The 24,007-nt window shown below is 70.5% G+C and carries 21 protein-coding genes and 2 pseudogenes; 13 read left to right on the plus strand and 10 right to left on the minus strand.

The window, feature by feature from the left end; genetic code table 11:
- The first annotated feature begins 136 nt into the window (after positions 1 to 136).
- Together JHW41_RS18145 and JHW41_RS27335 are read left to right on the plus strand one after the other, a co-directional pair.
- Positions 137 to 718 carry a TetR/AcrR family transcriptional regulator gene (locus tag JHW41_RS18145; protein WP_250444215.1) on the plus strand — a complete coding sequence of 194 codons (582 nt, stop codon included), beginning with the start codon at positions 137 to 139 and terminating at the stop codon, positions 716 to 718.
- 62 nt (positions 719 to 780) lie between these two features.
- A complete protein-coding gene (locus JHW41_RS27335) occupies positions 781 to 849 on the plus strand; it encodes a DUF6053 domain-containing protein (RefSeq protein ID WP_425606340.1) in 69 nt (22 codons plus the stop codon).
- A 65-nt stretch (positions 850 to 914) separates the two neighbouring features.
- On the opposite strand, the gene JHW41_RS18150 is transcribed toward JHW41_RS27335, so the two are convergent.
- Positions 915 to 1,250 carry a hypothetical protein gene (locus JHW41_RS18150; protein WP_250444217.1) on the minus strand — a complete coding sequence of 112 codons (336 nt, stop codon included), beginning with the start codon at positions 1,248 to 1,250 and terminating at the stop codon, positions 915 to 917.
- Between the two features lie 94 nt (positions 1,251 to 1,344).
- Complete coding sequence (locus JHW41_RS18155) at positions 1,345 to 1,815, minus strand: YybH family protein (protein WP_250444219.1); 471 nt, start codon at positions 1,813 to 1,815, stop codon at positions 1,345 to 1,347.
- A 270-nt stretch (positions 1,816 to 2,085) separates the two neighbouring features.
- Between JHW41_RS18155 and JHW41_RS18160 the strand changes: the two genes are divergently transcribed.
- From JHW41_RS18160 to JHW41_RS18170, 3 genes are all read left to right on the plus strand, one after another.
- On the plus strand, positions 2,086 to 3,360 hold the full coding sequence (locus tag JHW41_RS18160) for an ectonucleotide pyrophosphatase/phosphodiesterase (RefSeq protein WP_250444221.1): 1,275 nt from the start codon (positions 2,086 to 2,088) through the stop codon (positions 3,358 to 3,360).
- 962 nt (positions 3,361 to 4,322) lie between these two features.
- Positions 4,323 to 5,930 carry a DNA-3-methyladenine glycosylase 2 family protein gene (locus JHW41_RS18165; RefSeq protein ID WP_250444223.1) on the plus strand — a complete coding sequence of 536 codons (1,608 nt, stop codon included), beginning with the start codon at positions 4,323 to 4,325 and terminating at the stop codon, positions 5,928 to 5,930.
- A complete protein-coding gene (locus JHW41_RS18170) occupies positions 5,927 to 6,469 on the plus strand; it encodes a methylated-DNA--[protein]-cysteine S-methyltransferase (RefSeq protein ID WP_250444225.1) in 543 nt (180 codons plus the stop codon). The genes JHW41_RS18165 and JHW41_RS18170 overlap by 4 nt, the downstream gene beginning before the upstream one ends.
- A 120-nt stretch (positions 6,470 to 6,589) precedes the next feature.
- Here JHW41_RS18170 and JHW41_RS18175 read toward each other — a convergent pair whose 3' ends face one another.
- On the minus strand, positions 6,590 to 7,876 hold the full coding sequence (locus JHW41_RS18175) for a formimidoylglutamate deiminase (RefSeq protein ID WP_250444227.1): 1,287 nt from the start codon (positions 7,874 to 7,876) through the stop codon (positions 6,590 to 6,592).
- Between the two features lie 142 nt (positions 7,877 to 8,018).
- On the opposite strand from JHW41_RS18175, the gene hutI reads away from it, so the two are divergent.
- The 3 genes from hutI to JHW41_RS18190 all read left to right on the plus strand — a co-directional run bounded on the left by hutI (position 8,019) and on the right by JHW41_RS18190 (position 11,591).
- Positions 8,019 to 9,275: an imidazolonepropionase gene (hutI, locus tag JHW41_RS18180; protein ID WP_250444229.1), complete on the plus strand. Its 1,257-nt coding sequence runs from the start codon at positions 8,019 to 8,021 to the stop codon at positions 9,273 to 9,275.
- A 220-nt stretch (positions 9,276 to 9,495) separates the two neighbouring features.
- Positions 9,496 to 10,701 carry a dipeptidase gene (locus tag JHW41_RS18185; protein WP_250444231.1) on the plus strand — a complete coding sequence of 402 codons (1,206 nt, stop codon included), beginning with the start codon at positions 9,496 to 9,498 and terminating at the stop codon, positions 10,699 to 10,701.
- Positions 10,698 to 11,591: a DUF6348 family protein gene (locus JHW41_RS18190; protein WP_250444233.1), complete on the plus strand. Its 894-nt coding sequence runs from the start codon at positions 10,698 to 10,700 to the stop codon at positions 11,589 to 11,591. The genes JHW41_RS18185 and JHW41_RS18190 overlap by 4 nt, the downstream gene beginning before the upstream one ends.
- Before the next feature lie 307 nt (positions 11,592 to 11,898).
- On the opposite strand, the gene JHW41_RS18195 is transcribed toward JHW41_RS18190, so the two are convergent.
- From JHW41_RS18195 to JHW41_RS18205, 3 genes are all read right to left on the minus strand, one after another.
- Positions 11,899 to 12,552 (minus strand): outer membrane beta-barrel protein, encoded by a 654-nt coding sequence (locus JHW41_RS18195; protein WP_057946713.1) that lies wholly within the window; start codon positions 12,550 to 12,552, stop codon positions 11,899 to 11,901.
- Positions 12,553 to 12,798: 246 nt separating this feature from the next.
- Complete coding sequence (locus JHW41_RS18200) at positions 12,799 to 12,984, minus strand: 30S ribosomal protein THX (RefSeq protein WP_057946712.1); 186 nt, start codon at positions 12,982 to 12,984, stop codon at positions 12,799 to 12,801.
- 210 nt (positions 12,985 to 13,194) lie between these two features.
- On the minus strand, positions 13,195 to 13,605 hold the full coding sequence (locus JHW41_RS18205; protein ID WP_250444235.1) for a MerC domain-containing protein: 411 nt from the start codon (positions 13,603 to 13,605) through the stop codon (positions 13,195 to 13,197).
- Between the two features lie 130 nt (positions 13,606 to 13,735).
- Here JHW41_RS18205 and JHW41_RS18210 point away from each other — a divergent pair, with 130 nt between their 5' ends.
- Both JHW41_RS18210 and JHW41_RS18215 read left to right on the plus strand, forming a co-directional pair.
- Complete coding sequence (locus JHW41_RS18210) at positions 13,736 to 15,910, plus strand: TonB-dependent receptor (protein ID WP_057946710.1); 2,175 nt, start codon at positions 13,736 to 13,738, stop codon at positions 15,908 to 15,910.
- 207 nt (positions 15,911 to 16,117) lie between these two features.
- Complete coding sequence (locus tag JHW41_RS18215) at positions 16,118 to 16,513, plus strand: MarR family winged helix-turn-helix transcriptional regulator (protein ID WP_250444237.1); 396 nt, start codon at positions 16,118 to 16,120, stop codon at positions 16,511 to 16,513.
- A 72-nt stretch (positions 16,514 to 16,585) separates the two neighbouring features.
- Here the strand turns inward: JHW41_RS18215 and JHW41_RS27340 are convergent.
- A pseudogene (locus JHW41_RS27340) lies at positions 16,586 to 16,633 on the minus strand (hypothetical protein); the annotation flags it as partial.
- Between JHW41_RS27340 and JHW41_RS27345 the strand changes: the two are divergent.
- A pseudogene (locus tag JHW41_RS27345) lies at positions 16,623 to 16,733 on the plus strand (hypothetical protein); the annotation flags it as partial. The pseudogenes JHW41_RS27340 and JHW41_RS27345 sit on opposite strands and share 11 nt — an antisense overlap.
- Positions 16,734 to 16,868: 135 nt before the next feature.
- Entirely contained in the window at positions 16,869 to 18,122 is a 1,254-nt protein-coding gene (locus JHW41_RS18220; RefSeq protein WP_250444239.1) for an MFS transporter, read from the plus strand.
- A gap of 296 nt (positions 18,123 to 18,418) precedes the next feature.
- Here JHW41_RS18220 and JHW41_RS18225 read toward each other — a convergent pair whose 3' ends face one another.
- Entirely contained in the window at positions 18,419 to 18,916 is a 498-nt protein-coding gene (locus tag JHW41_RS18225; RefSeq protein WP_078998932.1) for a transcriptional repressor, read from the minus strand.
- 42 nt (positions 18,917 to 18,958) lie between these two features.
- Positions 18,959 to 20,356 carry a glutamate--tRNA ligase gene (gene gltX, locus JHW41_RS18230; protein ID WP_057946706.1) on the minus strand — a complete coding sequence of 466 codons (1,398 nt, stop codon included), beginning with the start codon at positions 20,354 to 20,356 and terminating at the stop codon, positions 18,959 to 18,961.
- A 357-nt stretch (positions 20,357 to 20,713) separates the two neighbouring features.
- On the opposite strand from gltX, the gene lpxH reads away from it, so the two are divergent.
- A complete protein-coding gene (gene lpxH, locus JHW41_RS18235) occupies positions 20,714 to 21,448 on the plus strand; it encodes a UDP-2,3-diacylglucosamine diphosphatase (RefSeq protein WP_250444240.1) in 735 nt (244 codons plus the stop codon).
- 184 nt (positions 21,449 to 21,632) lie between these two features.
- On the opposite strand, the gene JHW41_RS18240 is transcribed toward lpxH, so the two are convergent.
- A complete protein-coding gene (locus JHW41_RS18240; protein ID WP_250444242.1) occupies positions 21,633 to 23,882 on the minus strand; it encodes a TonB-dependent receptor in 2,250 nt (749 codons plus the stop codon).
- Positions 23,883 to 24,007: the final 125 nt, after the last annotated feature.

The following is a 24,007-nucleotide window of genomic DNA, read 5'->3' on the forward strand; positions in this document are numbered from 1 at the left end:
CCGTGATGCGGGCGAGGCGGAAATTATCGCGCCGGGTTTCCCGCTGCCACCAGCGGCGCCGGCCCGCGCGGACCGCTGCTGGGCGTCGCGGCGCACGAAACTGTCGCGCCGAGGCCGAAATGTTTACGCTGTACACATGAATCCGCCCGCCACCGCCGAACGCATCGTCCAGGCCGCGCGCGCCCTGCTCGCCCGCGGCGGCGCGCAGGCGGTCAGCATGCGCCGGATCGGCGAGGCGATCGGGCTGACGCCGATGGCGGTCTATCGCCACTTCCCCAACCGCGAAGCGCTGCTGCAACGCGTGGCCGACGACAGCTTCGACGAGATCGCCCGCCACTGGACCGCGCGCAAGCACGGCGGCGACGTGATCGCGCGGCTGCGCGCCACCCAGCGCATCTATCTCGACTACGCGCTGGCCTGGCCGCATTTGTTCGACCACGCCTTCTCGCTGCGGCGCGAACGCGCGCGGCGCTATCCCGAGGACTTCCGCGCGCGCCGTTCGCCGACCCTGAACGTGGTCGCCGACGTGGTGCTGGAAGCGCAGCAGGCCGGCCGGCTCAAGCCCGGCGACGCCTGGGACATCGCCATGACCTTGTGGGCGCACACCCACGGCCTGATCGCGCTGTACCGCGCCGGCCGCTTCAGCTACGACGAACGCCAGTTCCGCGAGTTCTACGAAGCCTCGCTCGGCCGCCTGCTCGACGGCCTGATCGCCTGAGCGCGGCCGCCAGCGGCGGCTCGATCGCGATGCCTTCCGTGCGCCCTTTGCCCTGAGCTTTTGTGGGAGGGACTTCAGTCCCGATGCCTTTCGCTCAGATCGCCGCGCCCACAAAAAAGCGCCCGGCCTGAAGCCGGGCGCGAGGACGACGCGAGCACGGGCCCGCGCCGGAAGGGATGCGTCGTCGGCCGCGCGCTCAGCGCAGCCGCGGATCGAGCTTGCGCAGCGCCTGGCCGACGTCGGTCTCGCCGGTGCGTTGCAGGTCCTTGCGGTCGTAGCTGCGGCCCTGGCCCACGCAGTCGCGCTTGCCGCGCGCGGCGATGCGCGAGCCGGTCTGCTTGAGGCAAGTGGGGTCCGCGGCGCTCGCCGCAACGCCGGCGTCCGCCTTCGCCCCGGCGTTCGCCGCCGGCGCGGCGGTCGGCTGCACCGCATCGGCGCGAACCTGCGCATCGGCCTGGACCGGCGTCTGCGCGACGGCGGCGCCGGCGCCGAGCAAGGCCGCGAGCGCGGCGATCCAAAGGATATTGCGCACAGAACACCTCCGGGAGAAGCGACGATGGGCGCAGCCACGATACGCCCGCGCCGCCGTCGCGGCGGTGGTCGCGGACGCGGCGTTTAGGCCCACGTCAGCGTCGCGGGCAGTCCTCGCGGCGGCCGCGTTCGAACGCCATCGCCTCGGCCTCGGTGGCCGGCCGCGGCGCGATGCCGTCGTCGAACAGGACCCGCCAGACGCCGTCGGCGTCGCGGCGCCAGACCGATTGGTACTGGCCGATCAAATAACGCGGCTGCGCGCCCGGATCGATGCGCTGGTACAGCGCCGGTCCGGTCGACCAGGCCACGTCGCCGACGCCGGCGACCGTCACCCGCTGCGGATACCAGCGCAGGCGCAACCCCTTGCCGGCGATCAGGTCGGCCCACTGGGCCGCGATGGCCTCGCGTCCACGCGTGGGCTGCGGCCGGCCGGCGCCGAACGCGGCCTGCGGGTGAACGAAGGCGGCGAACGCGGCGGCATCGTGCTCGGCCAACGCGCGGGCGAAGCCGAGTTCGCGCGCCCACACCGCGCATTCCTCGGCGCTCAGCTGTGGCGCGGCGTCCACGGGCGCGGCGTCCTGCGCCCACGCCCATGGGCTGGACGCCGCCAGGCAGGCGGCAACGACGGCAACGACACGGCGCATGGCGGATCTCGCGACGGAACCCGCGGCCACTATCGGCGCAGCCGCGCCCGCGCGCCAGCGACTGAAGTCATGGCCGCCGGCATTGCGCCCGCTTTGATCGCGCCCGCCATGCCGACCTTGGCGGCCCGCCGCGCGGCCGCCGGCCGCGACCGGCGACACCGGGCCGACACGCGCCGCCGCTATCATGCCGCGATGCCTTCGATCGTCCTCGCGGCCCGCGCCGCCCTGCTCGCCTCCCTGGTGTCCCTCGCCGCCTGCGCCACCTCCGCGCCGCGCGATCCGCCGCCGGCCGACACCCCGCTGCTGCTGGTCTCCATCGACAGCTTCCGCGCCAGTTATCTCGACCTCGGCTTGACCCCGAACCTGCAGCGCATCGCCGATCAGGGCGTGCGCGCGCAATGGATCAATCCCTCGTACCCGACCCAGACCTTCCCCAACCACTACACCCTGGTCACCGGCCTGCGCCCGGACCAACACGGCGTGATCCACAACATGATGCGCGACTCGGAACTGGGCCGGTTCCGGGTGAACGACCCCGCCGCGATCGGCGAAGAGCGCTGGTGGAACGGCGGTGAGCCGATCTGGATCGGCGCGCAGAACGCCGGCCTGCGCGGCGCCACCATGCTCTGGCCCGGCGGCGAAGCGCCGAACCACGGCCAACACGCGAGCCGCCGGCGCGCGTTCGACCCCAAGATCAGCGAGATGGCGCGCGTCGAACAAGTGCTGAAGTGGCTCGACGAACCCGCCGCCACCCGCCCGCACGTGACCGCCCTGTATTTCGACTCGCTCGACAAGCAGAGCCACGACTACGGCCCGAACTCGCCCCAGGCGCGCGCCGCGATGCAGCGCATCGACATCGCGCTGGGCCGCCTCATCGACACCCTGGCCGCGCGCGGCGAACTCGACCGGACCAATCTGATCGTGGTTTCCGACCACGGCATGGCTGAAGTCGCGCCGGAGCACCGCATCGCGGTCGAAGACATGGTCACGGTGCAGGAAGCGGTGGTGACCTCGACCGGGCAATCGATCGGCATCGCGCCGAACAAGGGCTACGAGGCGCAAGTGGAGCGACGCCTGCTCGGCAAGCACGATCATTACGAATGCTGGCGCAAGGGCGAGCTGCCGGCGCGCTGGCAGTACGGCACCCATCCGCGGATACCGCCGATCGTCTGCCAGATGCAGGAAGGCTGGGACGCGATCGAGCGCGAGGTGCTCGCCAAGGCGCGCCCGGGCCAGACCCGCGGCTCGCACGGCTACGACCCGGCGCTGCCGTCGATGCGCGCGATCTTCATCGCCCGCGGCCCGGCGTTCCGGCAGGGCGCGACGATTCCGGCGTTCGACAACGTCGACGTGTATCCGCTGCTCGCGCGCTTGCTCGGGATCGTTCCTGCGAAGAACGACGGCGACATCGCGCCGCTGCTGCCGGCGCTGAAGGCGCAGGCGGCGGAGGCGGCGGAGAAAAAGTAACGGCTGAAACGATTGCCGGATCGATGCCGCGGCATGTGCGGCGCTTGCGATTTTTCCGATTGGTTTCGCGCTTTGAGCGCTGACGTTTGTCATCCGATGCGGATTCAGTGACGCGCGCAGTGCTTTTGCCGCGCGCATCGGCGCTAGTTTGTCCGCGGGCAACCCAGGGACCTCCCCGCCCCGCAGCAAGACCCGGCCCGGCATGTCCCCCGACTGCCGGGCCTTTTGTTTTTCGCTTTGGTCGGTGGGGTTGGGGGCTGCAGGCGTCGGCGGCGGGCTGGGTTCCGGGGTCGCTGGAACGATGGCCGTGAGGTTGCGTATCCGACTGTAGGAGCGGCGCGAGCCGCGACCGCGGCAGCGCAACTAGGACGGAACTTTCACTGTGTTTGCGGTGGCGCGGTCGCGGCTTGCGCCGCTCCTACAGGGTCGTGTCGCAGTGAGGTTCGTCTTTGCATGTGCGTACTGGTGACGACAAGCGAAGATCAAGGGCTTCCGTCCGCAAGCGGCCGGGTCACTTTCTTTGTCTTAAGCCACAAAGAAAGTAACCAAAGAAAAGGCCTTGTTTTTTCGGATCAAGAGCCACTATGACTCGAAAGAGGCGCGGGGCCGCGCCATAAGGGGCATCCTGCCCCATGGCGCGCGTGCGCATCCATGCGCACGCCCTCCGGGGCTGCGGGACGACTGCAGCGCGCTCGAAAGCGAGCAAGAACAAAAGCAAAATGGATTCCGGCTTTCGCCGGAATGACGATGCGCGGGTTGCGGCCGTACTGGCCGAAGCCCCTGTAGGAGCGGCGCGAGCCGCGACCGCGCCAACACAACCACCACGAAAACCACGGCCCGAACCGGCTCCGTCCACGCCCCTCGGGCGCGTGCGCCGCTGCCTGAACCGGCCGCTTCGCGCCGCCAATGTCCCTGTCCGAATCCGGCGAGTCGCACCCCCAGCCCGGTGCTAGTCTGCGCGCATGGACGCCCCCGTCATCCCCGCTCCGGCCGCTTCGCTGCCGCCCGCGCACGTCTGCGAACAGGCCCGCATCAGCCGCGATCCGCGTTTCGACGGACTGTTCTTCGTCGCCGTCACCAGCACCGGCATCTATTGCCGGCCGGTGTGTCCGGCGCCGACGGCCAAGAGCGCCAACGTCAAGTACTTCGGCCATGCCGCCGCGTGCGAGGCCGCCGGCTTCCGCCCGTGCCTGCGCTGCCGGCCGGAACTGTCGCCGGCCGAGGGCGCGTGGCGCCGTGGCGATGCGGTGGTCGCGCGCGCGCTCAAGCTCATCGACGAAGGCGCGCTCGCCGAACAGCCGCTGTCGGCGCTGGCCGAACGCGTCGGTCTCGGCGAACGGCAACTGCGCCGGCTGTTCGTCGATCGCCTGGGCGCGCCGCCGATCGGCGTGCACGGCACCCGCCGGCTGCTGTTCGCCAAACAGCTGTTGACCGAAACCCGCCTGCCGATCACCGAAGTCGCGCTAGCCGCCGGTTTCGGCAGCCTGCGCCGTTTCAACGCCGCCTTCCTCGAGGCTTACCGTATGGCGCCGCGCGATCTGCGCCGGCGGCCGAACGAATCACCGGCGGGCCAAGGCGACGGCGCGGGCGACGGCGACGCGCTGGTGCTGCGGCTGGGCTACCGGCCGCCGTACGACCTGGGCGCGATGCTCGATTTCCTGCGCGGACGCGCCCTTCCCGGGGTCGAGCATGTCGACGAACACAGCTACACCCGCGCGATCGGCCCGATCGACGCGCCCGGCTGGTTGCGCGTCGGCGCGTGGCCCGCGGACAAGCGCGAACGCCAGCACGCGCTGAAGCTGGAGTTGCACGGCACCGCGCCGTCGCGCCTGCTGGAGATCACCAACCGCCTGCGCCGCATGTTCGACCTCGATGCCGACCCCGACGCGATCGGCGCGGCGCTGTCGGTGGACCCGCGCCTGCGCGCGCTGGTTCGCAAGCGTCCCGGCCTGCGCCTGCCCAGCGGCTGGGACGGCTTCGAGATCTCGGTGCGCGCGATCCTCGGCCAGCAGGTCAGCGTCGCCGCCGCGCGCACGCTGGCCGCGCGCGTGGCCCAACGCTACGGCCAGGCCCTGCCGCAGCCGTTCGGCCCCGGCCTCACCCACCTGTTTCCGACCCCGGCCGACCTGGCCGATGCCGACCTCGCTCCGCTCGGCCTGACCCGCGCGCGCGCCGACACCGTGCGCACCGTCGCCCGCGCCCTGCTCGACGGGCGCGTCGACTTCCGCGCCGAGCGCACCCTCGACGACTTCGTCGCGCGCTGGGTCGCGCTGCCGGGCATCGGCCCGTGGACCGCGCACTACATCGCCATGCGCGCGCTCGGCCATCCCGATGCGTTTCCCGCCGACGATCTGGTGCTGCAGAAAGCTCTGCCGGAGGACGGCGTGCGCCTGAGCGCGAAAGCGCTCGGCGCGCGTGCCGAGGCGTGGCGGCCGTGGCGCGCTTACGGCGTGATCCACACCTGGCGCGACAGCATGCCGGCGCCGCTGCCGCTGAAACCGGGCGTCCCGGGCGTCCCGGCCGCGGCCGCGCCGGCGGTCAAGCCAAAGAAAACCCGGCGGGCCGCATGAGTTCGCCGATCCGGCTCAAGCGCGGCGAGGTGCGCTACCAGCACATCGACAGCCCGGTCGGCCGCCTGCTGCTGGCCAGCGGCGAGGACGGCCTGCGCCTGATCGAATTCGAAGAGCCCTGGCATCCTGCGGCGATGGACGAACGCTGGGAGGAAGGCGACGACGCCGTGCTCGCCGCGACCCGCCGCCAGCTCGCCGAGTATTTCGCCGGCGCGCGCCGCGACTTCGATCTGCCGCTGGCGCCGCACGGCACCGCGTTCCAGCTGCAGTGCTGGCGCACGCTGGCGCTGATTCCGTACGGCGAAACCTGGAGCTACGGGCAGATGGCGCGGCACCTCGGCCAACCCACCGCGACGCGCGCGGTCGGCGCGGCGAACGGGCGCAACCCGCTGCCGATCGTGCTGCCCTGCCACCGGGTGATCGGCGCGGACGGCAGCCTGACCGGATTCGGCGGCGGGCTGCCGGTGAAGAAGCATCTGTTGATGCTGGAAGGCGCGCTGCAGGAAGCGCCGCACTCCGCCGACTTGTTCGGCGGTTGAGAGCCCCCTGCAGGAGCGGCGCGAGCCGCGACCGCGACAACGCGACTACGCCGAAATTTGCGTCGTGGCTGCGTTGTCGCGGTCGCGGCTCGCGCCGCTCCTACAGATGGACAGCCGTCCTCAATCGGCCAGCAGCGCGCGCAAGGTCTCGCCGTAGCGCCGCGCGATCGCCTCGCGGTCGCGGTGGCGTCCCTCGGCCACGACTCGCTCGCCGCCGACGAACGCCTCGCGCACCAGATTGCGGTTGCCGCTGAACAACCAGCGGTCCACGTAATCGGCATCGGTGGCGCCGGCGAACGCCGGGGCCTCGCGGTCCAGCACCAGGGTGTCGCCGGCCAGCGCCGTCGCATCGAACCCGGTCGAGCGCTGCGCGCTCGCGGCGACGCCGCGCAGCAAGGTCTCGCCGACGCTGTCGGACCCGTCCGCGCCCACGCTCACCGCGATATTGCGCCGCCGCGTGACCAGACGTTGTCCGTATTCGAGCCAGCGCAGCTCTTCCACCGGCGACACCGAGATGTGCGAGTCCGAACCCACGCCCCAATAGCCGCCCGCGTCGAGGTAGTCGCGCAACGGGAACAGCCCGTCGCCGAGGTTGGCCTCGGTGGTGGTGCAGATCGCCACCGTGGCGCCGCTGCGGGCGGTGTCGCGCACTTCGCCTTGGTCCAGATGGGTGGCGTGCACCAGCGTCCAACGCTCGTCCACCTGGGCGTTGTCGAGCAGCCAGCGCACCGGCCGCGCGCCGCGCACCGCCACGCAATCCTCGACTTCGGCCACTTGCTCGGCGATGTGCACGTGCACGCGGCTGTCGGCCGGCAGCGCCGCCAGCGCTTCGCGCATCGGCGCCGGCGGCACCGCGCGCAGGCTGTGCAGGCAGCAGCCCACGCGCAGCATCGCGTTCTGTTCAGCGCGCAGCGTATCGAGCAGACGCAGGTAGGCATCGACCTCGTGGCCGAAGCGGCGCTGGCGCTCGCCCAGCGGGCGCTCGTCGAAGCCGCCGGTCATGTACAGCACCGGCAGCAAGGTCATGCGGATGCCGGTCTCGCGCGCGGCGGCGATCAGCGCGCGCGACATCGCCGCCGGATCGGCGTAAGGCCGGCCGTCGGGCGCGTGGTGCAGGTAGTGGAATTCGCAGACGCTGGTGTAGCCGGCTTCGAGCATTTCGGCGTAGAGCTGCGCGGCGACGGCATGCAAGGCGTCCGGCGTGAAGCGCGCGGCGAAGCGGTACATCGTTTCGCGCCAGGTCCAGAAGCTGTCGGCCGGATTAGTCTGGCGTTCGGCCATGCCCGCCATCGCGCGCTGGAACGCGTGCGAATGCAGGTTGGCGATGCCCGGCACGATGCGTTCGGCGGACGCGTCGCCGCGCCAGCCTTGCGGGGTCCACACGGAATTCGGAGCGTTGGCGTTCATGCCGGGCATTCTCGCCCGCGCGGCGGCCGAGGAAAACCGCCGCGACGCGGTTTTGCCGAAGCCGGCGGCCCGCGGCGGCCGCATCGGCACGATGCGCCGGCGTACACAGCCCCGCGCGGCCGCAGCCACTAGAATCGCCGCCATGACGTCCTCATCGCCCGCCCCCGACCGCCCGCCGTACGACGGCCTGCCATACGAAGGCCTGATCCTCGGCGCCTCGCTCGCCACCCTCGACGCCGCCGCCGGCTACGGCGAGATCGCCGACGCCGCCCTGGCCTGGCGCGACGGCCGCATCGCCTGGCTCGGCCCGCGCGCGCAGCTGCCGGCCGCGCCCGAAGCCCTGGCCGCGCAGGTGATCCAGGCCAGCGGCTGGATCACCCCGGGACTGATCGACTGCCACACCCACCTGGTCTTCGCCGGCGACCGCGCGCGCGAGTTCGAGCTGCGCCTGCAGGGCGCCAGCTACGAGGAGATCGCCCGCGCCGGCGGCGGCATCGTCTCCAGCGTGCGCGCCGTGCGCGAAGCCGACGAGGACGAACTGCTGCGCCAGTCGCTGCCGCGCGCCCGCGCCCTGATCGCCGACGGCGCCACCACGCTCGAAATCAAGTCCGGCTACGGCCTGGACTTCGACAACGAACGCAAGATGCTGCGCGTCGCCCGGCGCCTGGGCGAAACCCTCGGCGTGCGCGTGCGCACCACGTACCTGGCCGCGCACGCGCTGCCGCCGGAATACCAGGGCCGCGCCGACGACTACATCGACGCCGCCTGCCGATGGCTGCCGCGGCTGCACGCCGAAGGCCTGGTCGACGCGGTCGACGCGTTCTGCGAAGGCATCGGCTTCAGCCCGGCCCAGACCACGCGCATGTTCGAAGCCGCGCGCGCGCTCGGCCTGCCGGTCAAGCTGCACGCCGACCAGCTTAGCGACCTCGGCGGCGGCGCGCTGGCCGCGGCCTTCGACGGGCTGTCGGCCGACCACGTCGAACACACCTCGCTCGATAGCGTGCGCGCGATGGCCGCGCACGGCACGGTCGCGGTCCTGCTGCCGGGCGCGTTTCATGTCCTGCGCGAAACCAAGTTGCCGCCGCTGGACGCGTTCCGCGAGCACGGCGTGGCGATGGCGGTGGCCACCGACTGCAATCCCGGAACCTCGCCGCTGCTGTCGCTGCGCCAGGCGATGCAGCTGTCGTGCACGCACTTCAAGCTGACCCCGGAAGAGGCGCTGCGCGGAGCGACGGTGCACGCGGCCCAGGCGCTCGGCCTCGGCGATGCCGGCGCGCTCAAGGTCGGCGCCAGCGCCGACTTCGCGCTGTGGGACATCCGCCATCCGGCCGAGCTGTGCTACTGGCTCGGCGGACGACTGGCGCAACGCGTGTACTGCCAGGGCCGCCAGATCGCCTGAAGTCGCGTATCTCCCTGTAGGAGCGGCGCGAGCCGCGACCGCGACAACGCGCGACTGCGCCGCAACCTTCGTCGCAATCGTGTTGTCGCGGTCGCGGCTCGCGCCGCTCCTGCATAAAGCGGGCCGCCGTTCGCTGCACCGCCACAACCGGCACCGCGCCGCTGTTGTACGCTGGCCCTCCCGCGCGCCCCGATGCGCGCCGCGCCTACCCGGAGGACCCGTGCGGATCGCCGCTCTCGCTCTAGCCCTTGCTCTCGCGCCGCTCGCGGCGCACGCCGACCAGCCCCTCAGCGCCGGCCAGCGCTTCGCCCAGGACGCGATCATCGTCGACACCCACATCGACGCGCCGACTGGATTGCTGCGCCATTGGGCCGACCTCGGCCTGGACACGCCCAAGGTCGAGTTCGATTACCCGCGCGCGCGCCAGGGCGGGCTCGATATCGCCTTCATGTCGATCTACACCTCGCCCGGCGAGGACGCCGCCGGCACTGCCACCCAGACCGCGCACACCCAGATCGACGCGGTCGAGGCGATGGTCGGCCGCCGCCCGGAGCAGTTCGCGGTGCTGCGCTCGCCCAAGGACTTCGAACGGCTCAACGCGCGCAACCAGCGCGTGCTGCTGGCGCTGGGCATGGAGAACGGCGCGCCGATCGGCGACGACCTGTCCCGGCTCAAGCTGTTCTTCGACCGCGGCGTGCGCTACATCACCCTCGCCCACAGCGAGGACAACCGCATCAGCGATTCCTCCTACAGCCGCAAGCGCACCTGGAAGGGCCTGAGCCCGTTCGGCGAAAAAGTCGTCGACGAGATGAACCGGCTCGGCATCATGGTCGACGTCTCGCACCTGTCCGACGACGCGGTGCGCGACGTGCTCGCGCGCAGCAAGGCGCCGGTGATCGCCAGCCACTCGGGCCTGCGCCATTTCACTCCCGGTTTCGAGCGCAACCTCAGCGACGAGCTGGCCAAGGCGGTCGCGGCCAAGGGCGGCGTGGTCCAGGTGGTGTTCGGCAACGCCTTCGTCGATCCGGCCTCGGCCGCCGACACCCAGGCGTATTTCGTCGCCAGCGCCAAGTTCGAGGAAGAACAGGCCGCGGCGCGCAAGCGCGGCGAAACGCCGAAGTCGAGCGAGGCCTTCGACAAGCAGTGGGAGGCCGCGCATCCGCCGCGCACGGTCAAGATCGACGCGGTGCTCGACCAGATCGACTACGCGGTGAAGCTGCTCGGCGCCGATCACGTCGGCATCGGCTCGGACTTCGACGGCGTCAGCGGCGCGCTGCCCGAAGGGCTCAAGTCGGTCGCCGACTATCCCAACCTGATCGACGGCATGAAGGCGCGCGGGCATTCCGACGAGACCATCCGCAAGGTGCTCGGCGGCAACCTGCTGCGGGTGTGGGGCGAGGTCGAGGCCAAGGCGGTGCGTTCGTGAGCGCATCCGCGGCCGGCCCCGAGTTCGGCTTGCTCGAGGCCAATCCCGGCGGCTCGCCGGCCGGTCACCTGCGCTTCGAGGACGAAGCCGGCGAGACCTATCTGGAGCCGTTCGACCTGGTCGAGACCCTGGCCGCGGTCCTCGTGGAAAACGGCCAGCGCGCGCACGCCTACGACAACGGCTGGATCGAGATCGGCGACGACGGCCTGTTCGCGTTCCCGCAACTGGTCGACTTCACCGAACTCGACGGCGGCACGATCCGCACCGCCAGCACCATCCAGTGCAATCACCCGCGGCTGTTCCCGCAAGGCGTGTTCGAGTACCAGCACGCCACCGGCGAGACCTTCGACGACGCGGTCAAGCGCGGCTTCGACCAGTGGGCGCGCACCGACCTGCTCGCGCTGCTCGACGCGACGCGCGCCGAACCGGAAACCTGCATGACCATGCGCATGGAATTCGGCGGCGAAGACGGCGCGCCGCGGCGCGAGCGGCGGATCGTGTTCGGTCCGGTCGCCAGTTTCGGCCGCGCGCAGCAGGCCGAAGCGGAGGCCGCGCGCGCCGCCGCTTGCGCGGCCGACGGCGAACCGGCGGACGCATGCGAGGCCGGCGACGATGGCGACGCGCACGGCTTCTGCCCGTGCTGCCTGTTCACCAACTCGCTGGAGGCGTTCCGCCCGCTGCTCGAGCAACCGGGGCTGTTCGCCCTGCGCCTGTTCGCTTCGCGCGACCATCAGGACGGCGAATGCCAGGCCGATTGCCGGGTCAACGGCGAGGACTGGCCGCAGGGCCTGGACGGCCTGCGCGACTACGCCGCGAACTGGCCGAGCGCGCCCGGGCAAACGATCGAATTCCGCAAGCAGTACGTGATCGTGCAGGACGCGCCGGAGTGAGCGCGGCGCCGTAGCGCCGATGCTTCGGCTCAGGCTGACGCGAAGCCATGCCGCGACGGATCGAACAGCGTCGGGCCTGAAGGCCCTCCCACAGAAGCTCTTCGCAACTGTCGCTGCCACGCGGCTGTTGTGGGAGGGATTTCAGTCCCGGCACCTTTCGGCTCAGGTCGCCGGAACCCCACCGCGGCGGATGCAAAGACCTCGGGCCCGAAGACCCTCTCGCCTAGCGCGATGACCCAAAAAAAACGAAGCCCGGCGCGAGCCGGGCTTCGTCGTCGTTGCGCCGTCGACCAGCGCGATGCGCGGATCAGAAGCTCCAGCGCACGCCCAGGCGGTACTGCTTCTGGTCGCTGCCGAACTCGCCTTCGGCGACGATGCCCCAGTTGTCGTTGAACTTGATCAGGCCGCCCAGCGTGCCGCTGAACTCCTGGTCGTACATGTCGCCGTCGGTGTAGTTGGCCTTGATCCAGCCTTCGAAGTTGCGCGCCAGGTTGCCGCGCAGGCCGAGCGAGGCGCGATAGTCGTCGCCTTCGGCGGTGTCCTGGGTGATATCTTCGCCCTTGGCCTTGAAGCGGGTGCGCAGGAAGCTGACTTCGCCGGTCCACTGGACCCGGTCGCTGAGCTGGTGGCCGTAGCCGACGCCGCCATGGGCCTGCTGGGCGTCGATCTCGAATTCGCCGATCTTGCCGAAGCCTTCGAAGTTGACCGCGATGCTGTCGTCCTTGCCCTTCTGGTAGCCGCCGAACACGTAGAACTTCTCGCCGACCGCGATCGAGCCGTTGATGAAGCCGCCGTTGGCCTTCATGTCGTCGACCGTGACCCCGACCGGAGCGAGCACCGGCACTTCGGCCTGCTGATGGGCGAAACCGGCTTCGACGTAGGTGTGGCTCAGCCTGTCGTAGGCGGCGGCGGAGGTGGAGGCGGCGGCCAGCGCGAGGGCCAGCGCGAGTTGCTTCTTCATAAGTCCCCTTGGTCCTTGATTCGGTAAGCGTCCCGTTCCTCGGGATCGGCGCGAATCTTAATGAAAAAATCACAGACCGTCTCGAAATATTGAAGACGGGCACGGCGCATCTGCGATTCAAGTGACTTTTGTACGCAGCCCGTCCCAGCGCCGCATGCGCGGACGGCACCGGCCGCGCCAAAACAAAAGCCCCGCCGGAGCGGGGCTTCGTCGTCGCAGCGGCGGCCGCTGGGGCCGCGGCGCGGCTTACTCCTTGGTGGCCTTCTTGGCCACGACCTTCTTCGCCGGCGCCTTGGCGACGGCGGTCTTGGCGGTCTTCTTGGCGGCCGGCGCGGCGGCGCTGCCGGTGGCCTTGGTCACGGCCTTGCGGGCGTTGCCGTAGCTGGAGTTGTAGCGCTTGCCCTTGGCGGTCTTGCGGTCGCCCTTACCCATGGTCGTGCTCCTGTAATCGTGATGTACGGTGTTTCGAAATGATGGCTCGCGCAAGCCGCGAACGCCGCGGCCGGGATCGCGATGCCCGGGATCCGCGCGAAAGGCTCGCGCGCGAGGCTGCGAAGCCTAGCACAAGCGCCTGGAACACGGGTTCGGCGGGCCTGCGGCGGCCCGGATGGCGGTACAAGGGCGCGGCCGGTGCGGGCCGGCTCAGTGAGCGCAGCTGGCGCTGTGGATGTGGCCGTGGTTGAGGCGCAGGTTGGCGAGGTGGGCCAGGCCGACCAGGGCGCCGCCGATGGTCATGGCGATCGCGTGCGGGACCACCGAATGATGCAGCGGCGCGTACAGCACGCCGACCCAGAGCAGGGCCAGCCCCGGCACCAGCAGCCACAGGGCGCGCACGGCGTGGTGCCGGCGATAGCCCCAGATCAGGCTGAAGGCGCCCAGCACGGTGGCGAAGGCGACGAAGGCGAGCTCGAACCGGTCGCTGGCCAGGCTGACCAGGCCGAGCGAGGGGATCAGCGCGATCGCCAGCGGCAACAGCGCGCAATGCACGGCGCACAACAGCGAACCGAGGGCACCGATACGGTCGATCAGACTGCGGGATGGCGAATCGGACATTAGCGGGGCGATCAACCGGTCGCGGCGAGGCGACAGGTTAAAGAATTTTAATGATGACTTCTGGGGGAGGACCTGCTGTCGTTATAGTATAACATTACCGCCGCCTCCTCCAATACTGTAGCTGAAACCCATGTCGAAGCGTTCCCTGCCCCGGCTGCTGCCGCTCGTCCTCTCGCTCAACCTGGCCCTGCCGCTGATCGCGCAGGCGCAAGACGCGGCCCACGCCGACGGCGATCGCCATTCCCCCAAGGACCTGTCCGCGGTCGAGGTCAAGGCGACGCCGCTGCCCGGCACCGCCGAGGAACTGACCCGGCCGGTGGAAGTGCTGGCCGGCGAAGGCCTGGACCGGGCCAAGGCCAACTCGCTCGGCGAGACCGTGTCCAAGCTGCCGGGCGTGCAGACCTCCTATTTCGGCCCCGGCGTCGGCCGGCCGATCGTGCGCGGTTTCGACGGCGCGCGCGTGCAGGTGCTCAGCGACGGCCTGGGTTCGGGCGACGTGTCCACCGTCAGCGTCGACCACGCGGTGACCATCGAGCCGTTCCTGGCCGACCAGATCGAAGTGCTCAAGGGCCCGGCCACCCTGCTCTACGGCAGCGGCGCGATCGGCGGCGCGGTCAACGTCGTCGACGGGCGCATTCCCGAGAAGGCCACCGAACAGCCGCTGCAGGGCCGCGCCGAGCTGCGCGGCAACACCGTCAGCGACGAGAAGACCGGCATGGTGCGCCTGGACGGCACCTCGGCCTCGGGCCACGTGGTCTTCCATTTCGACGCCCTGCACCGCGAAACCGGCGACTACGACATCCCCGGCTACGCCGAAAGCCGCGCGCGCATGGCCGCCGAGGGCGAAACCCCGGATCCGGCCGAAAAGGGCGTGCTGGGCAACAGCGCGGTGCGCACCGACGCCGGCTCGCTCGGCATTTCCTGGGTCGGCGATCGCGGCTTCCTCGGCGCCAGCTACAGCCTGTTCAACACCCGCTACGGCGTGCCCGGCCATTCGCACGAACACGGCGACGACGACGGCCACGACCACGGCGGCGAAGAGGAAGGCGAGGAAGGCCCGGTCCACATCGAAATGGACCAGCGCCGCACCGAAGTGCGCGGCGGCCTCAACGACCTCGGCCCGTTCGCCTCGCTGCGGGTCAAGCTGGCCCGCACCGAATACACCCACACCGAATACGACGGCGCCGTGCCGGGCACGGTGTTCGACAACACCAGCACCGAGGGCCGGGTGGAACTGGTGCACAAGCCCTGGGCCGGCTGGAGCGGCGCGTTCGGCCTGCAGTTCGGCAAGCGCGATTTCCGCGCCGTCGGCGACGAGGCGTTCGTGCCGCCGTCGCAGTCGCGCGATGCCGGCTTGTTCTGGATCGGCGAGCGCGAGTTCGGCCCGGTCAAGCTCGAACTCGGCGCGCGCCACGACCGCAACAAGATCGAACTGGCCGAGGGCGCGAGCGGCCCGGATCGCGATTTCGACACCACCAGCCTGTCGGCGTCGGCGCGCTGGAACCTCAGCGACGCCTTCCACCTGTCCTTCGGCCTGGACCGCGCGCAACGCTCGCCGACCGCGGAGGAGCTGTATTCCAACGGCACCCACGTCGCCACCGCCAGCGTCGAGCTCGGCGACGCGCGCCTGAAGGAAGAGACCGCCAACCGCGCCGAGATCGGCCTGCACTGGCACAACGGCCCGCTCAAGCTCAGCGCCTCGCTGTACCACGTGCGCTACAACGACTTCATCTACCTGGCCGACACCGGCGTGGAAGAGCACGACGGCCCGGTGCGCCTGTGGACCCAGGGCGACGCGCGTTTCAACGGCGCCGAGGCCGAAGCCGACTGGACCTTCCTCGACAACGACTCCGGCGCCTGGGGCCTGCGCGTGTTCGGCGACGTGGTCCGCGGCAAGCTCGCCGGCAGCGGCTCGCGCGAAGTCGATTTCTCGGTGGCGCACGGCGACCACACGCACGACTACACCGCCGACATCGCCCAGGGCGGCAACCTGCCGCGGATCGCGCCGTGGCGCGTGGGCGGCGAGCTGCGCTGGGACCGCGGGCCGTGGCGCGCCTCGCTGGGCGCGGTGCGCTACGCGCGCCAGGACCGGGTCGCCGAACACGAGACGCAGACCCCGGGTTACACCCTGGTCGACGCGCACGTGGCCTGGCACGCCGACACCCCAGCCGGCAACGCCTGGGAAGTGTTCCTCGACGGCAGCAACCTGCTCGACAAGGAAGCGCGCGCCCACACCTCCTTCCTCAAGGACGTGGCGCCGCTGCCGGGGCGCGGGGTCGCCTTCGGCGTGCGCATGTTCTTCTGAGCGCGCGGCCGCCCGCCGCGCAGGCGGGCGGCATTCGCGAGGCGGCGCCGGTCCCGGCCGGCGTCGCGCCTTCGCTGCGATCTCGCGAACGCCGGCCTGCGCCGGCGTTTGCCGTTGCGGGCGAAATAGGTGTATATACACACAATGACCTCACCGCCGATCGCCCCTTCTCCTGCCCCCACGGCCAGCGTCTGCACCTGCTTCCGCATGCGCAAACTCTCGCGGCTGATGAGCCAGCGCTACGACCAGGCGCTGGCGCCGGCCGGGCTCAACCTCAACCAGTACTCGATCCTGCGCCGCACCGGCGGCCGCGGCCGGCCGCTGGGCGAGATCGCCCACGAGCTGGGCATGGACCGCAGCACGCTGAGCCGCGACCTCAAGCCGCTGGCGGCGGCGGGCTGGATCGAATCGGCGCAGGGCGAGGACGCGCGGCAACGGCTGCTGCGGGTCACCGCGGCCGGCCGCGCGGCGGTCGAGCGGGCGATGCCGCTGTGGCGGCGGGCGCAGGACGAAATCGACCAAGGGCTCGGCGCGGACGGGATCGCCGCGCTGCATGCGCAACTGGATCGGGCGATCGCGCAGTTGCAGGGCGAAGCGCCGTGACCGCCGCAGGTTGCGCGATTGCCGCGCCCGCCGTGGAACTGCCTTTGTGGGAAGGCCTTCAGGCCCGACGCTTTTCGTCCCGACCTGAGCGAAAAGCGTCGGGCCTGAAGGCCCTCCCACAACAGCGGATCGCAGCCGTCCTGCACCGACAACATCGCGTCTGAAAGCCCTCCCACAACAGCGGATCGCAGCCGCCCTGTACCGACAACATCGCGTCTGAAGGCTCTCCCACCACAGCGGATCGCAGCCGCCCTGTACCGACAACATCGGGCCTGAAAGCCCTCCCACAACAGCGGATCGCAGCCGCCCTGCACGAACAGCACCGGGCCTGAAGGCCCTCCCACCCGAGCCCGCCATGACCTCCACGCCGCCTCCGGCGCCCGCCAAGCCCGCGTCCTACTGGCCGCTGCTGCTCGCCGCCACCGCCATGCTGCTGATCACCATGGGCATCCGCCAGTCGCAGGGGTTGCTGATCAAACCGATCGGCCAAAGCACCGGCCTGGGCATCGCCGAGATCAGTTTCGCCCTGGCCATCGGCCAGTTCGTGTGGGGCGCGGTGCAGCCGTTGTTCGGCGCCCTCGCCGACCAGCGCGGCCCCGGCCGGGTGCTGGTGTTCGGCGGCCTGCTGCTGGTCGCCGGCATGGCGCTGACGCCGCTGGTGTCTTCGCAATGGGGGCTGATGGTGACCCTCGGCGTGCTCGGCGCGGCCGGCGCGGGCGCGGGCAGTTTCTCGATCCTGATCGGCGCGACCGCGCAGCGCATTCCGGCCGAGAAGCGCTCGATGGCCGCGGGCGTGATCAACGCCGGCGGCTCGATGGGCCAGTTCCTGTTCGCGCCGCTGGTGCAGGCGGTCATCGCCGCGGCCGGCTGGATGGCGGCGATGTGGACCCTGGCCGTGGCCGCGATGGCGACGTTGCCGCTGGCCTGGCCGCTGCGGCGCCGGCGCGAGACCGCGGCGGCGGCCGCCGCCGCGAGCGCCGCGGCGGACGGTATCGGCCTGCGCGAACAGCTGCGCATCGCCTTGCGCAATCCGAGCTACTGGATGCTGCACGTCGGCTTCTTCACCTGCGGCTTCCACATCGCCTTCCTGGTCACCCACCTGCCCGGCGAAATCGCGCTGTGCGGGCTGTCGGACAACGTCTCGGCGATGGCGCTGGGGCTGATCGGCCTGTTCAACGTCGCCGGCAGCCTCGCAGCCGGCTGGCTCGGCCAACGCTGGCGAATGAAGTACCTGCTGGCCGGCATGTACGCCAGCCGCGCGGCCTTGATCGCGATCTATCTGCTTTCGCCGCCGACGCCGCTGACCTTCTACCTGTTCGCCGCCGGCCTCGGCGTGACCTGGCTGGCGACGGTGCCGCCGACCGCGGGCCTGGTCGGCAAGCTGTTCGGCCCGCGCTACCTGGGCACGCTGTTCGGACTGACCCTGCTCTCGCACCAGATCGGCGGCTTCTTCGGCGCCTGGCTCGGCGGCCTGGCGATGGCGAAGTTCGGCGACTACACCTGGATGTGGTACGCCGACATCGTGCTGGCGCTGCTGGCGGCGGCGGCGAATCTGCCGATCCGCGAGGCCAAGCCGACCGCGCCCGGGTTGCTGCCGGCCAAGGCCTGAGCGCAGGGCGCGCTATCTACCTGTAGGAGCGGCGCAAGCCGCGACCGCGAATCCGCAACCACGACGAAAACGGCCGCCAGCGACAGGCTTGCAGGGAGAGTCGTCGTCGCTGCGGATTCGCGGTCGCGGCTTGCGCCGCTCCTACAGGGGGCTTCGCGGCGATGGCGACGTCTTTGCGCAGCCGCACGATCGCGGCTGCGCCCGCGGGCTTCCCGCTCGCGGGCCGGGTTCGTCGTTGGCGCTGTGTCGCGGTCGCGGCTCGCGCCGCTCCTACAGGGGCTTCGGGGTTGGTGCGATCAGGCCTTGGCGGCTTTCGCGGTAACGCAATCGGCGCACATGCCGTGCACTTCCAGGGTCTGCGCCTGCGGCACGAAGCCGAGCGCGCGGGCGCGGGCTTCGAGCAGGTCGACGATGCGCTCGTCTTCCAGTTCGGTCGCCGATTGGCAGCTGTCGCAGATCAGGAACGGCACCGCGTGCTGGGCGCCGCCCGGGTGATGGCAGCCGACGAAGGCGTTGATCGACGCCAGCTTGTGGATGAAGCCGTGTTCGAGCAGGAAATCCAGCGCGCGGTAGATCGTCGGCGGCGCCGCGGCGTCGTGGGTGGCCTTCATCTGATCGAGCAGGTCGTAGGCCTTCATCGGCCGGCCGGCGTCGGCGATCAGCCGCAGCGCGTGGGCGCGGATCGGCGTGAGCCGCAGCCCGCGCTGCTCGCAGGCCCGCTCGACCTCGTGCACGAAGGCGTCGCCGTCGTGGACGTGGTGGTGGGGATCGGTGCAAGCGGTGTCGGCGTTCATGGCGGGCTCCCGGTGGCGGCGCGGCGGCCTTCGCTGGATGGGTTATGCCGGAATCTTAGTAAGGGCGGCGTCGATGCGTTGCAAGGCCTGGGCCTGGCCGGCCAGGTAGACCGTGTGCGAGATGTCGGGGCTGACCTGGGTGCCGGTGATGGCCACGCGCAGCGGCTGGGCGACCTTGCCCATGCCGATGCCCAGGGCCTCGGCGGTCTCGTGCAGGGCCGCGCCGACCGCGTCGGCGGTCCACGCCGGCAGCGCCGCCAGGCGCGCGCGCGCTTCGCTCAGCGGGGCCTGCGCGGCCGCGTTGAGGTGCTTGGCCACGGCCGCGTCGTCGTACTGCTGCAGCGGGCGATACCAGACCGCGGCGCGCTCGGCCATGTCCTTCAGCGTCTGCACGCGGTCGCGCAGCGCGATCACTACGTCGGCCGGCGCCGGGCCGGCGGCGAGATCGTAGCCCTGCTGGCGCAGGTGCCATTCCAGGTGCGGCGCGACCGCGGCCGGATCGTCGTTCTTGAGGTACTGCTGGTTCATCCAGCCGAGCTTGGCCGCGTCCAGGCGCGAGGCGCTGGAGTTGACGTCGGCGAGCTGGAACAGGCGGGTCATCTCCTCGATCGAGAAGATCTCCTGGTCGCCGTGCGACCAGCCCAGCCGCACCAGGTAGTTCAGCAGCGCGTGCGGCAGGTAGCCGGCGTCGCGGTACTGCATGACGTCGGCCGCGCCGGTGCGCTTGGACAGCTTGGCGCCGTTCTCGTCGAGGATCATCGGCAGGTGCGAGAAATGCGGCACCGGCGCGCCGAGCGCCTTGTAGATGTTGATCTGGCGCGGCGTGTTGTTGACGTGGTCGTCGCCGCGCACGACATCGGTGATGCCCATGTCGAGGTCGTCGACCACCACCGCGAAGTTGTAGGTCGGGTAGCCGTCGGCGCGGAAGATCACCAGGTCGTCGAGTTCGCTGTTGGCGATCTCGATCCGGCCCTTGACCTTGTCTTCGAACACCACCGTGCCGTCGAGCGGGTTCTTGAAGCGGATGACCCGGTTCGGATCGTCGCGATACGGCTCGTTGCGCTCGCGATAGGCGCCGTTGTAGCGCGGCTTCTCCTTGGCCGCGAGCGCGGCGTTGCGCGCGGCTTCGAGCTCGTCGCGGGTCTCGTAGGCGTAGTACGCGGTGCCGGCGGCGACCATCTGCTCGGCGACCTCGCGGTAACGCGCCAGACGCTGGGTCTGGTAGATCGGGCCTTCGTCGTAGCCCAGGCCGAGCCAGTCCATCGCCTCCAGGATCGCGTCAATCGCCGCCTGGGTGCTGCGCTCGCGGTCGGTGTCCTCGATCCGCAGGACGAACTGCCCGCCCGCGCGGCGCGCTTCCAGCCAGCAATACAGGGCGGTGCGGGCGCCGCCGATGTGCAGGTAGCCGGTGGGACTGGGGGCGAAGCGGGTGCGGGTCATGCGCGGGCTCGGGTGGATCGGAGGGAGACCGGGGATTTTAACGGATGCGGGGGCCAGGGGTTTTGCGGGGGCGGTTGGGGGCTTCAGCTCGGCCCTGTCCCGGCGCCTTCACCGTCATTCCGGCGAAAGCCGGGATCCATTTCGATCTTGCTTCGGGTTTGCCCGCAGAACCGGCCGGCTATCGCCGGGCGAAGCCAAGATCAAAATGGATCCCGGCTTTCGCCGGAATGACGGGATGTGGGGGCTAGCGTCGCCGATTCGTCAGCCCTCCAGCCTGTCCGCCGTCCCGCTCTTCAGCTGATCCCCAGCCCCCACCCACCCGCCGCCCCACCGCGCGAAACGCCCTAAACTAGCCGCATGACCACGCTCTTCATCTCCGACCTGCACCTGGACGCCGAACGCCCGCGGATCACCGAGCTGTTCGGCCGTTTCGTCCGCGACGAGGCCCGCGGCGCCGACGCGCTGTACATCCTCGGCGACCTGTTCGAGGCCTGGGTCGGCGACGACGACCCGGCCGAGACCGGCGCCTTCGTCGCCGCCGAGCTCCAGGCGCTGGCCGATTCGGGCGTGCCGGTGTTCTTCATCCGCGGCAACCGCGATTTCCTGCTCGGCCGCGACTACGCCGACCGCGCCGGCATGCGCATCCTGCCCGACCCGGCGGTGATCGTGCTGTACGGCCGGCCGGTGCTGATCGGCCACGGCGACCTGCTGTGCACCGACGATGTCGCCTACCAGCAGTTCCGCGCCCAGACCCGCCACCCGCGCTGGCAGGCGCAGTTCCTGGCCCAGCCGCTGGCCGCGCGCCTGGCGTTCGCCCAGCAGGCGCGCGCGGCGAGCAAGGCGCACCAGGCCGGGCTCAAGGACGACGGACGCATGGAAACCATCACCGACGTCGCCCCGGCCACGGTCGAAGAAACTTTCGTGCGCTACGGCGTGGACACGATGATCCACGGCCACACCCACCGGCCGGCGATCCACGACTTCGACGCCGGCGGCCGCGCCTGCAAGCGCGTGGTGCTCGGCGACTGGTACGAACAAGGCTCGGTGCTGCGCGTCGACCGCGACGGCCTGCGCCTGCAAGCCCTCGACTAATCCCGCATGGCCTACCTGTAAGAGCGGCGCAAGCCGCGACCGCGGTGCGGCAGGTCGCGTCGTATCTGCGGTGTCGCGGTCGCGGCTCGCGCCGCTCCTACAGTCGCTACGCCACAAAAACGAACGCCCGCGATTGCGCGGGCGTTCGCTTGTCCGCCGCCCTCTCAGGCGCAGGCGGCTTAGATCAGAACCGCACTTCCGCCGTCACGAACACCTGCCGCGGCGCGCCCGACTGCAGCGTGTAGTTCAGGCCCTTCGGGTCCGACGCCACGAAGCCGTTGGTGCCGATGCTGCCGAAGTACTCCTTGTCGAACAGGTTGGTCGCGTTCAACTGCAGCTTGAACGCGTCCGCCCACGACAGTTCCTTCCATTCGTACGACGCGGCCGCGTCCACCACCCAGAACCCGTCGACCTTGGAGTCGTTGAGGTAGGTCAGGTAACGCTTGTCGGTGTACTTGGCGCCCAGTTGCAAGGCCAGGCCGTCGCGTTCCCAGCGCAGCTCGGTCGCGTACAGGCGCTTGGGCGCGTCCACGACCTGCTTGCCCTTGGTCCGCACCAGGGTGGTGCCGTCGAGGTAGTCGGATTCGTACTGCGAATCGTTGAACGCCAGCGAGTGGTACCAGCTCAGCCCGGCGACCGGCTTCCACAACACCGTGACTTCGGCGCCGCGGCTGTCCACGTCGCCGACGTTGGCGAAGCTCGACGCGCAGCCGACGATGCCGGCGCAACGCGCGATCGCCAGCAGGCGGTTCTCGAAGTTGACCCGGTACACCGCCACCGAGGCCTCGATCTGCTCGCGGCTGGTGCGCAGGCCGGCTTCGAAAGTCTTGGAGGTTTCCGGCTCCAGCGTGGCCACGGCCGCGTCGAACGCCGCCTGCGAGGTCGAGTGCGGGCCGTTGACGCCGGTGCGGAACGCCGACAGGTTTTCGCTATACGAACCGAAGATCTCTTCGTGCTCGCCGAGCTGCCAGCGCGCGCCGATCTGCGGCAGGAAGTTGTCTTCCGACACCAGCTTGCCGCTGGCGCGGCTGGCGCCGCCGATCAGGGTCTTGCCGTCGGTCTCCACGCGCAGGCCCTTGAAGCCCGCGTCCACGGCCAGGCGGCCGTCGGCGAACTCCATGTGGTCGAGCACGTAGTACATGCGCGTGTCGGTGTCGAAGCGCTGGCGGAACACGCGCTCGGACGGGTTGCGGTAGAAGAAGACGTCGTTCGGCGGCTCGGTCCGCTTGAGGTCGTAGAAGTTGCGCTGCACGCCGTGGTCGTTCTTCTCCAGCCACAGGCCGGCTTGCAGGCGGTGGTTGCCGAGCTGCCAGCTCAGGCTCGGCATGATGCCGGTGCGCTCGATGTCGTACTCGGTGGTGCGCATGCGCAGCGGCACCGTCGGCGAGGTCGAGTACGGCGTGGCCCAATGGCCCTGGCCTTCGTTGGTGTGGTAGTAGGCGGTCGCCGCCAGGGTCAGGTCGGGCGTGGCGTTCCACTCGGCGCTGAGGTAGACCAGATCGTCGTCGCGCACGCCGCGGGCGATGTAGTACGCATCGTCCACGCTGGTCACGCCGCCGCGGAAGATCCCGCCGGCCGCGTCGATCGCGCGCTGCCAGTCCTTGGCGTAGTTGTCCCAGTCCATGCCCAGGCGCTGGGCCGATTCCAGCGACAGGTCGGCGTAGTCGGTCTCGCGGCGGCGCGAGGAATCGGCGAAACCGGTGATCTTGAAGTCTTCGCCGGCGTAGACGAACTTGCCGTTGAACTGCGAGCCGCGCTGCGGGCCGTCGCCCTTCCATTTGTCGGTGGTGTGGAACACGCCGCTGAGATACGCGCTGAAACCGTTGTGGTCGCCGGTGTCCATGCGCACGAAGCTACGGCTGGTGGAATCGCTGCCCAGGGTCTGGGCCAGGCGCACGCCGAACTCGGACGAAGGATCGGCGCTGAAGAAGCGCAGGGTGCCGCCGAGGTTGCCCGAGGACGCGGTGTCGATCGCGCCCGAGCCTTGCGAGAGTTCGGCGCCGGACAGGTTCTCCGAGGAGATCGCGCGGCCGATGTGCAGGCCGTTGTGGTTGCCGTAGCTCATGTCGCCGAGCGGCACGCCGTCGAGGGTGAAGCCGAGCTGCTGCTGCGAGAAGCCGCGGATGCTGAGCTTGCTCGACCACTCGTAGTTGCCCCACGGATCGGAGCTCTGGAAGTGCACGCCCGGCAGCTTGGCCATCACCTTGAGCGGGTTGGTGCCGGCGGCTTCGCGCTGCAACTCGGCGCGGCCCAGCGCCTGCACCTGGCGGGTCTGGCCGGTGCCGACCACCGAGACCGCATCGAGGGTGGTGGCGTCGCGGCCGGTGTCGGCGGCGGGCGCGGCATCGGCCGCGGGCGCTTCGGCGGCGAACGTGGCGCCGGCATACAGGCACAGCAGGATCGAGGCGGCGAGGAGCGTCGTCTTCGTCGTCATGAGACTTCCGATTTTTATGGGGGACCGCCACTGGCGCGATCCCTCGCGTCATTCGCTCCGGGCGGCGGGGAGCGACGGCCGGAAGTCTGTTCGGTACGTGTGAAAGGGGTATTTCAGATCGGCGT

The organism is Lysobacter enzymogenes (assembly GCF_023617245.1).
Classification (GTDB): Bacteria; Pseudomonadota; Gammaproteobacteria; order Xanthomonadales; family Xanthomonadaceae; genus Lysobacter; species Lysobacter yananisis.

What these genes read in the sequence shown, in the direction of transcription:
- JHW41_RS18220 (WP_250444239.1), top strand. Translation starts at nt 16,869, where the DNA reads ATGACCTCCACGCCGCCTCCGGCGCCCGCCAAGCCCGCGTCCTACTGG.
- JHW41_RS18215 (WP_250444237.1), top strand. Translation starts at nt 16,118, where the DNA reads ATGCGCAAACTCTCGCGGCTGATGAGCCAGCGCTACGACCAGGCGCTG.
- JHW41_RS18170 (WP_250444225.1), top strand. Translation starts at nt 5,927, where the DNA reads ATGAGTTCGCCGATCCGGCTCAAGCGCGGCGAGGTGCGCTACCAGCAC.
- JHW41_RS18205 (WP_250444235.1), bottom strand. Translation starts at nt 13,605, where the DNA reads ATGTCCGATTCGCCATCCCGCAGTCTGATCGACCGTATCGGTGCCCTC.
- hutI (WP_250444229.1), top strand. Translation starts at nt 8,019, where the DNA reads ATGACGTCCTCATCGCCCGCCCCCGACCGCCCGCCGTACGACGGCCTG.
- lpxH (WP_250444240.1), top strand. Translation starts at nt 20,714, where the DNA reads ATGACCACGCTCTTCATCTCCGACCTGCACCTGGACGCCGAACGCCCG.
- JHW41_RS18200 (WP_057946712.1), bottom strand. Translation starts at nt 12,984, where the DNA reads ATGGGTAAGGGCGACCGCAAGACCGCCAAGGGCAAGCGCTACAACTCC.
- JHW41_RS18145 (WP_250444215.1), top strand. Translation starts at nt 137, where the DNA reads ATGAATCCGCCCGCCACCGCCGAACGCATCGTCCAGGCCGCGCGCGCC.
- JHW41_RS18210 (WP_057946710.1), top strand. Translation starts at nt 13,736, where the DNA reads ATGTCGAAGCGTTCCCTGCCCCGGCTGCTGCCGCTCGTCCTCTCGCTC.
- JHW41_RS18175 (WP_250444227.1), bottom strand. Translation starts at nt 7,876, where the DNA reads ATGAACGCCAACGCTCCGAATTCCGTGTGGACCCCGCAAGGCTGGCGC.
- JHW41_RS18225 (WP_078998932.1), bottom strand. Translation starts at nt 18,916, where the DNA reads ATGAACGCCGACACCGCTTGCACCGATCCCCACCACCACGTCCACGAC.
- JHW41_RS18160 (WP_250444221.1), top strand. Translation starts at nt 2,086, where the DNA reads ATGCCTTCGATCGTCCTCGCGGCCCGCGCCGCCCTGCTCGCCTCCCTG.
- gltX (WP_057946706.1), bottom strand. Translation starts at nt 20,356, where the DNA reads ATGACCCGCACCCGCTTCGCCCCCAGTCCCACCGGCTACCTGCACATC.
- JHW41_RS18165 (WP_250444223.1), top strand. Translation starts at nt 4,323, where the DNA reads ATGGACGCCCCCGTCATCCCCGCTCCGGCCGCTTCGCTGCCGCCCGCG.
- JHW41_RS18195 (WP_057946713.1), bottom strand. Translation starts at nt 12,552, where the DNA reads ATGAAGAAGCAACTCGCGCTGGCCCTCGCGCTGGCCGCCGCCTCCACC.
- JHW41_RS18240 (WP_250444242.1), bottom strand. Translation starts at nt 23,882, where the DNA reads ATGACGACGAAGACGACGCTCCTCGCCGCCTCGATCCTGCTGTGCCTG.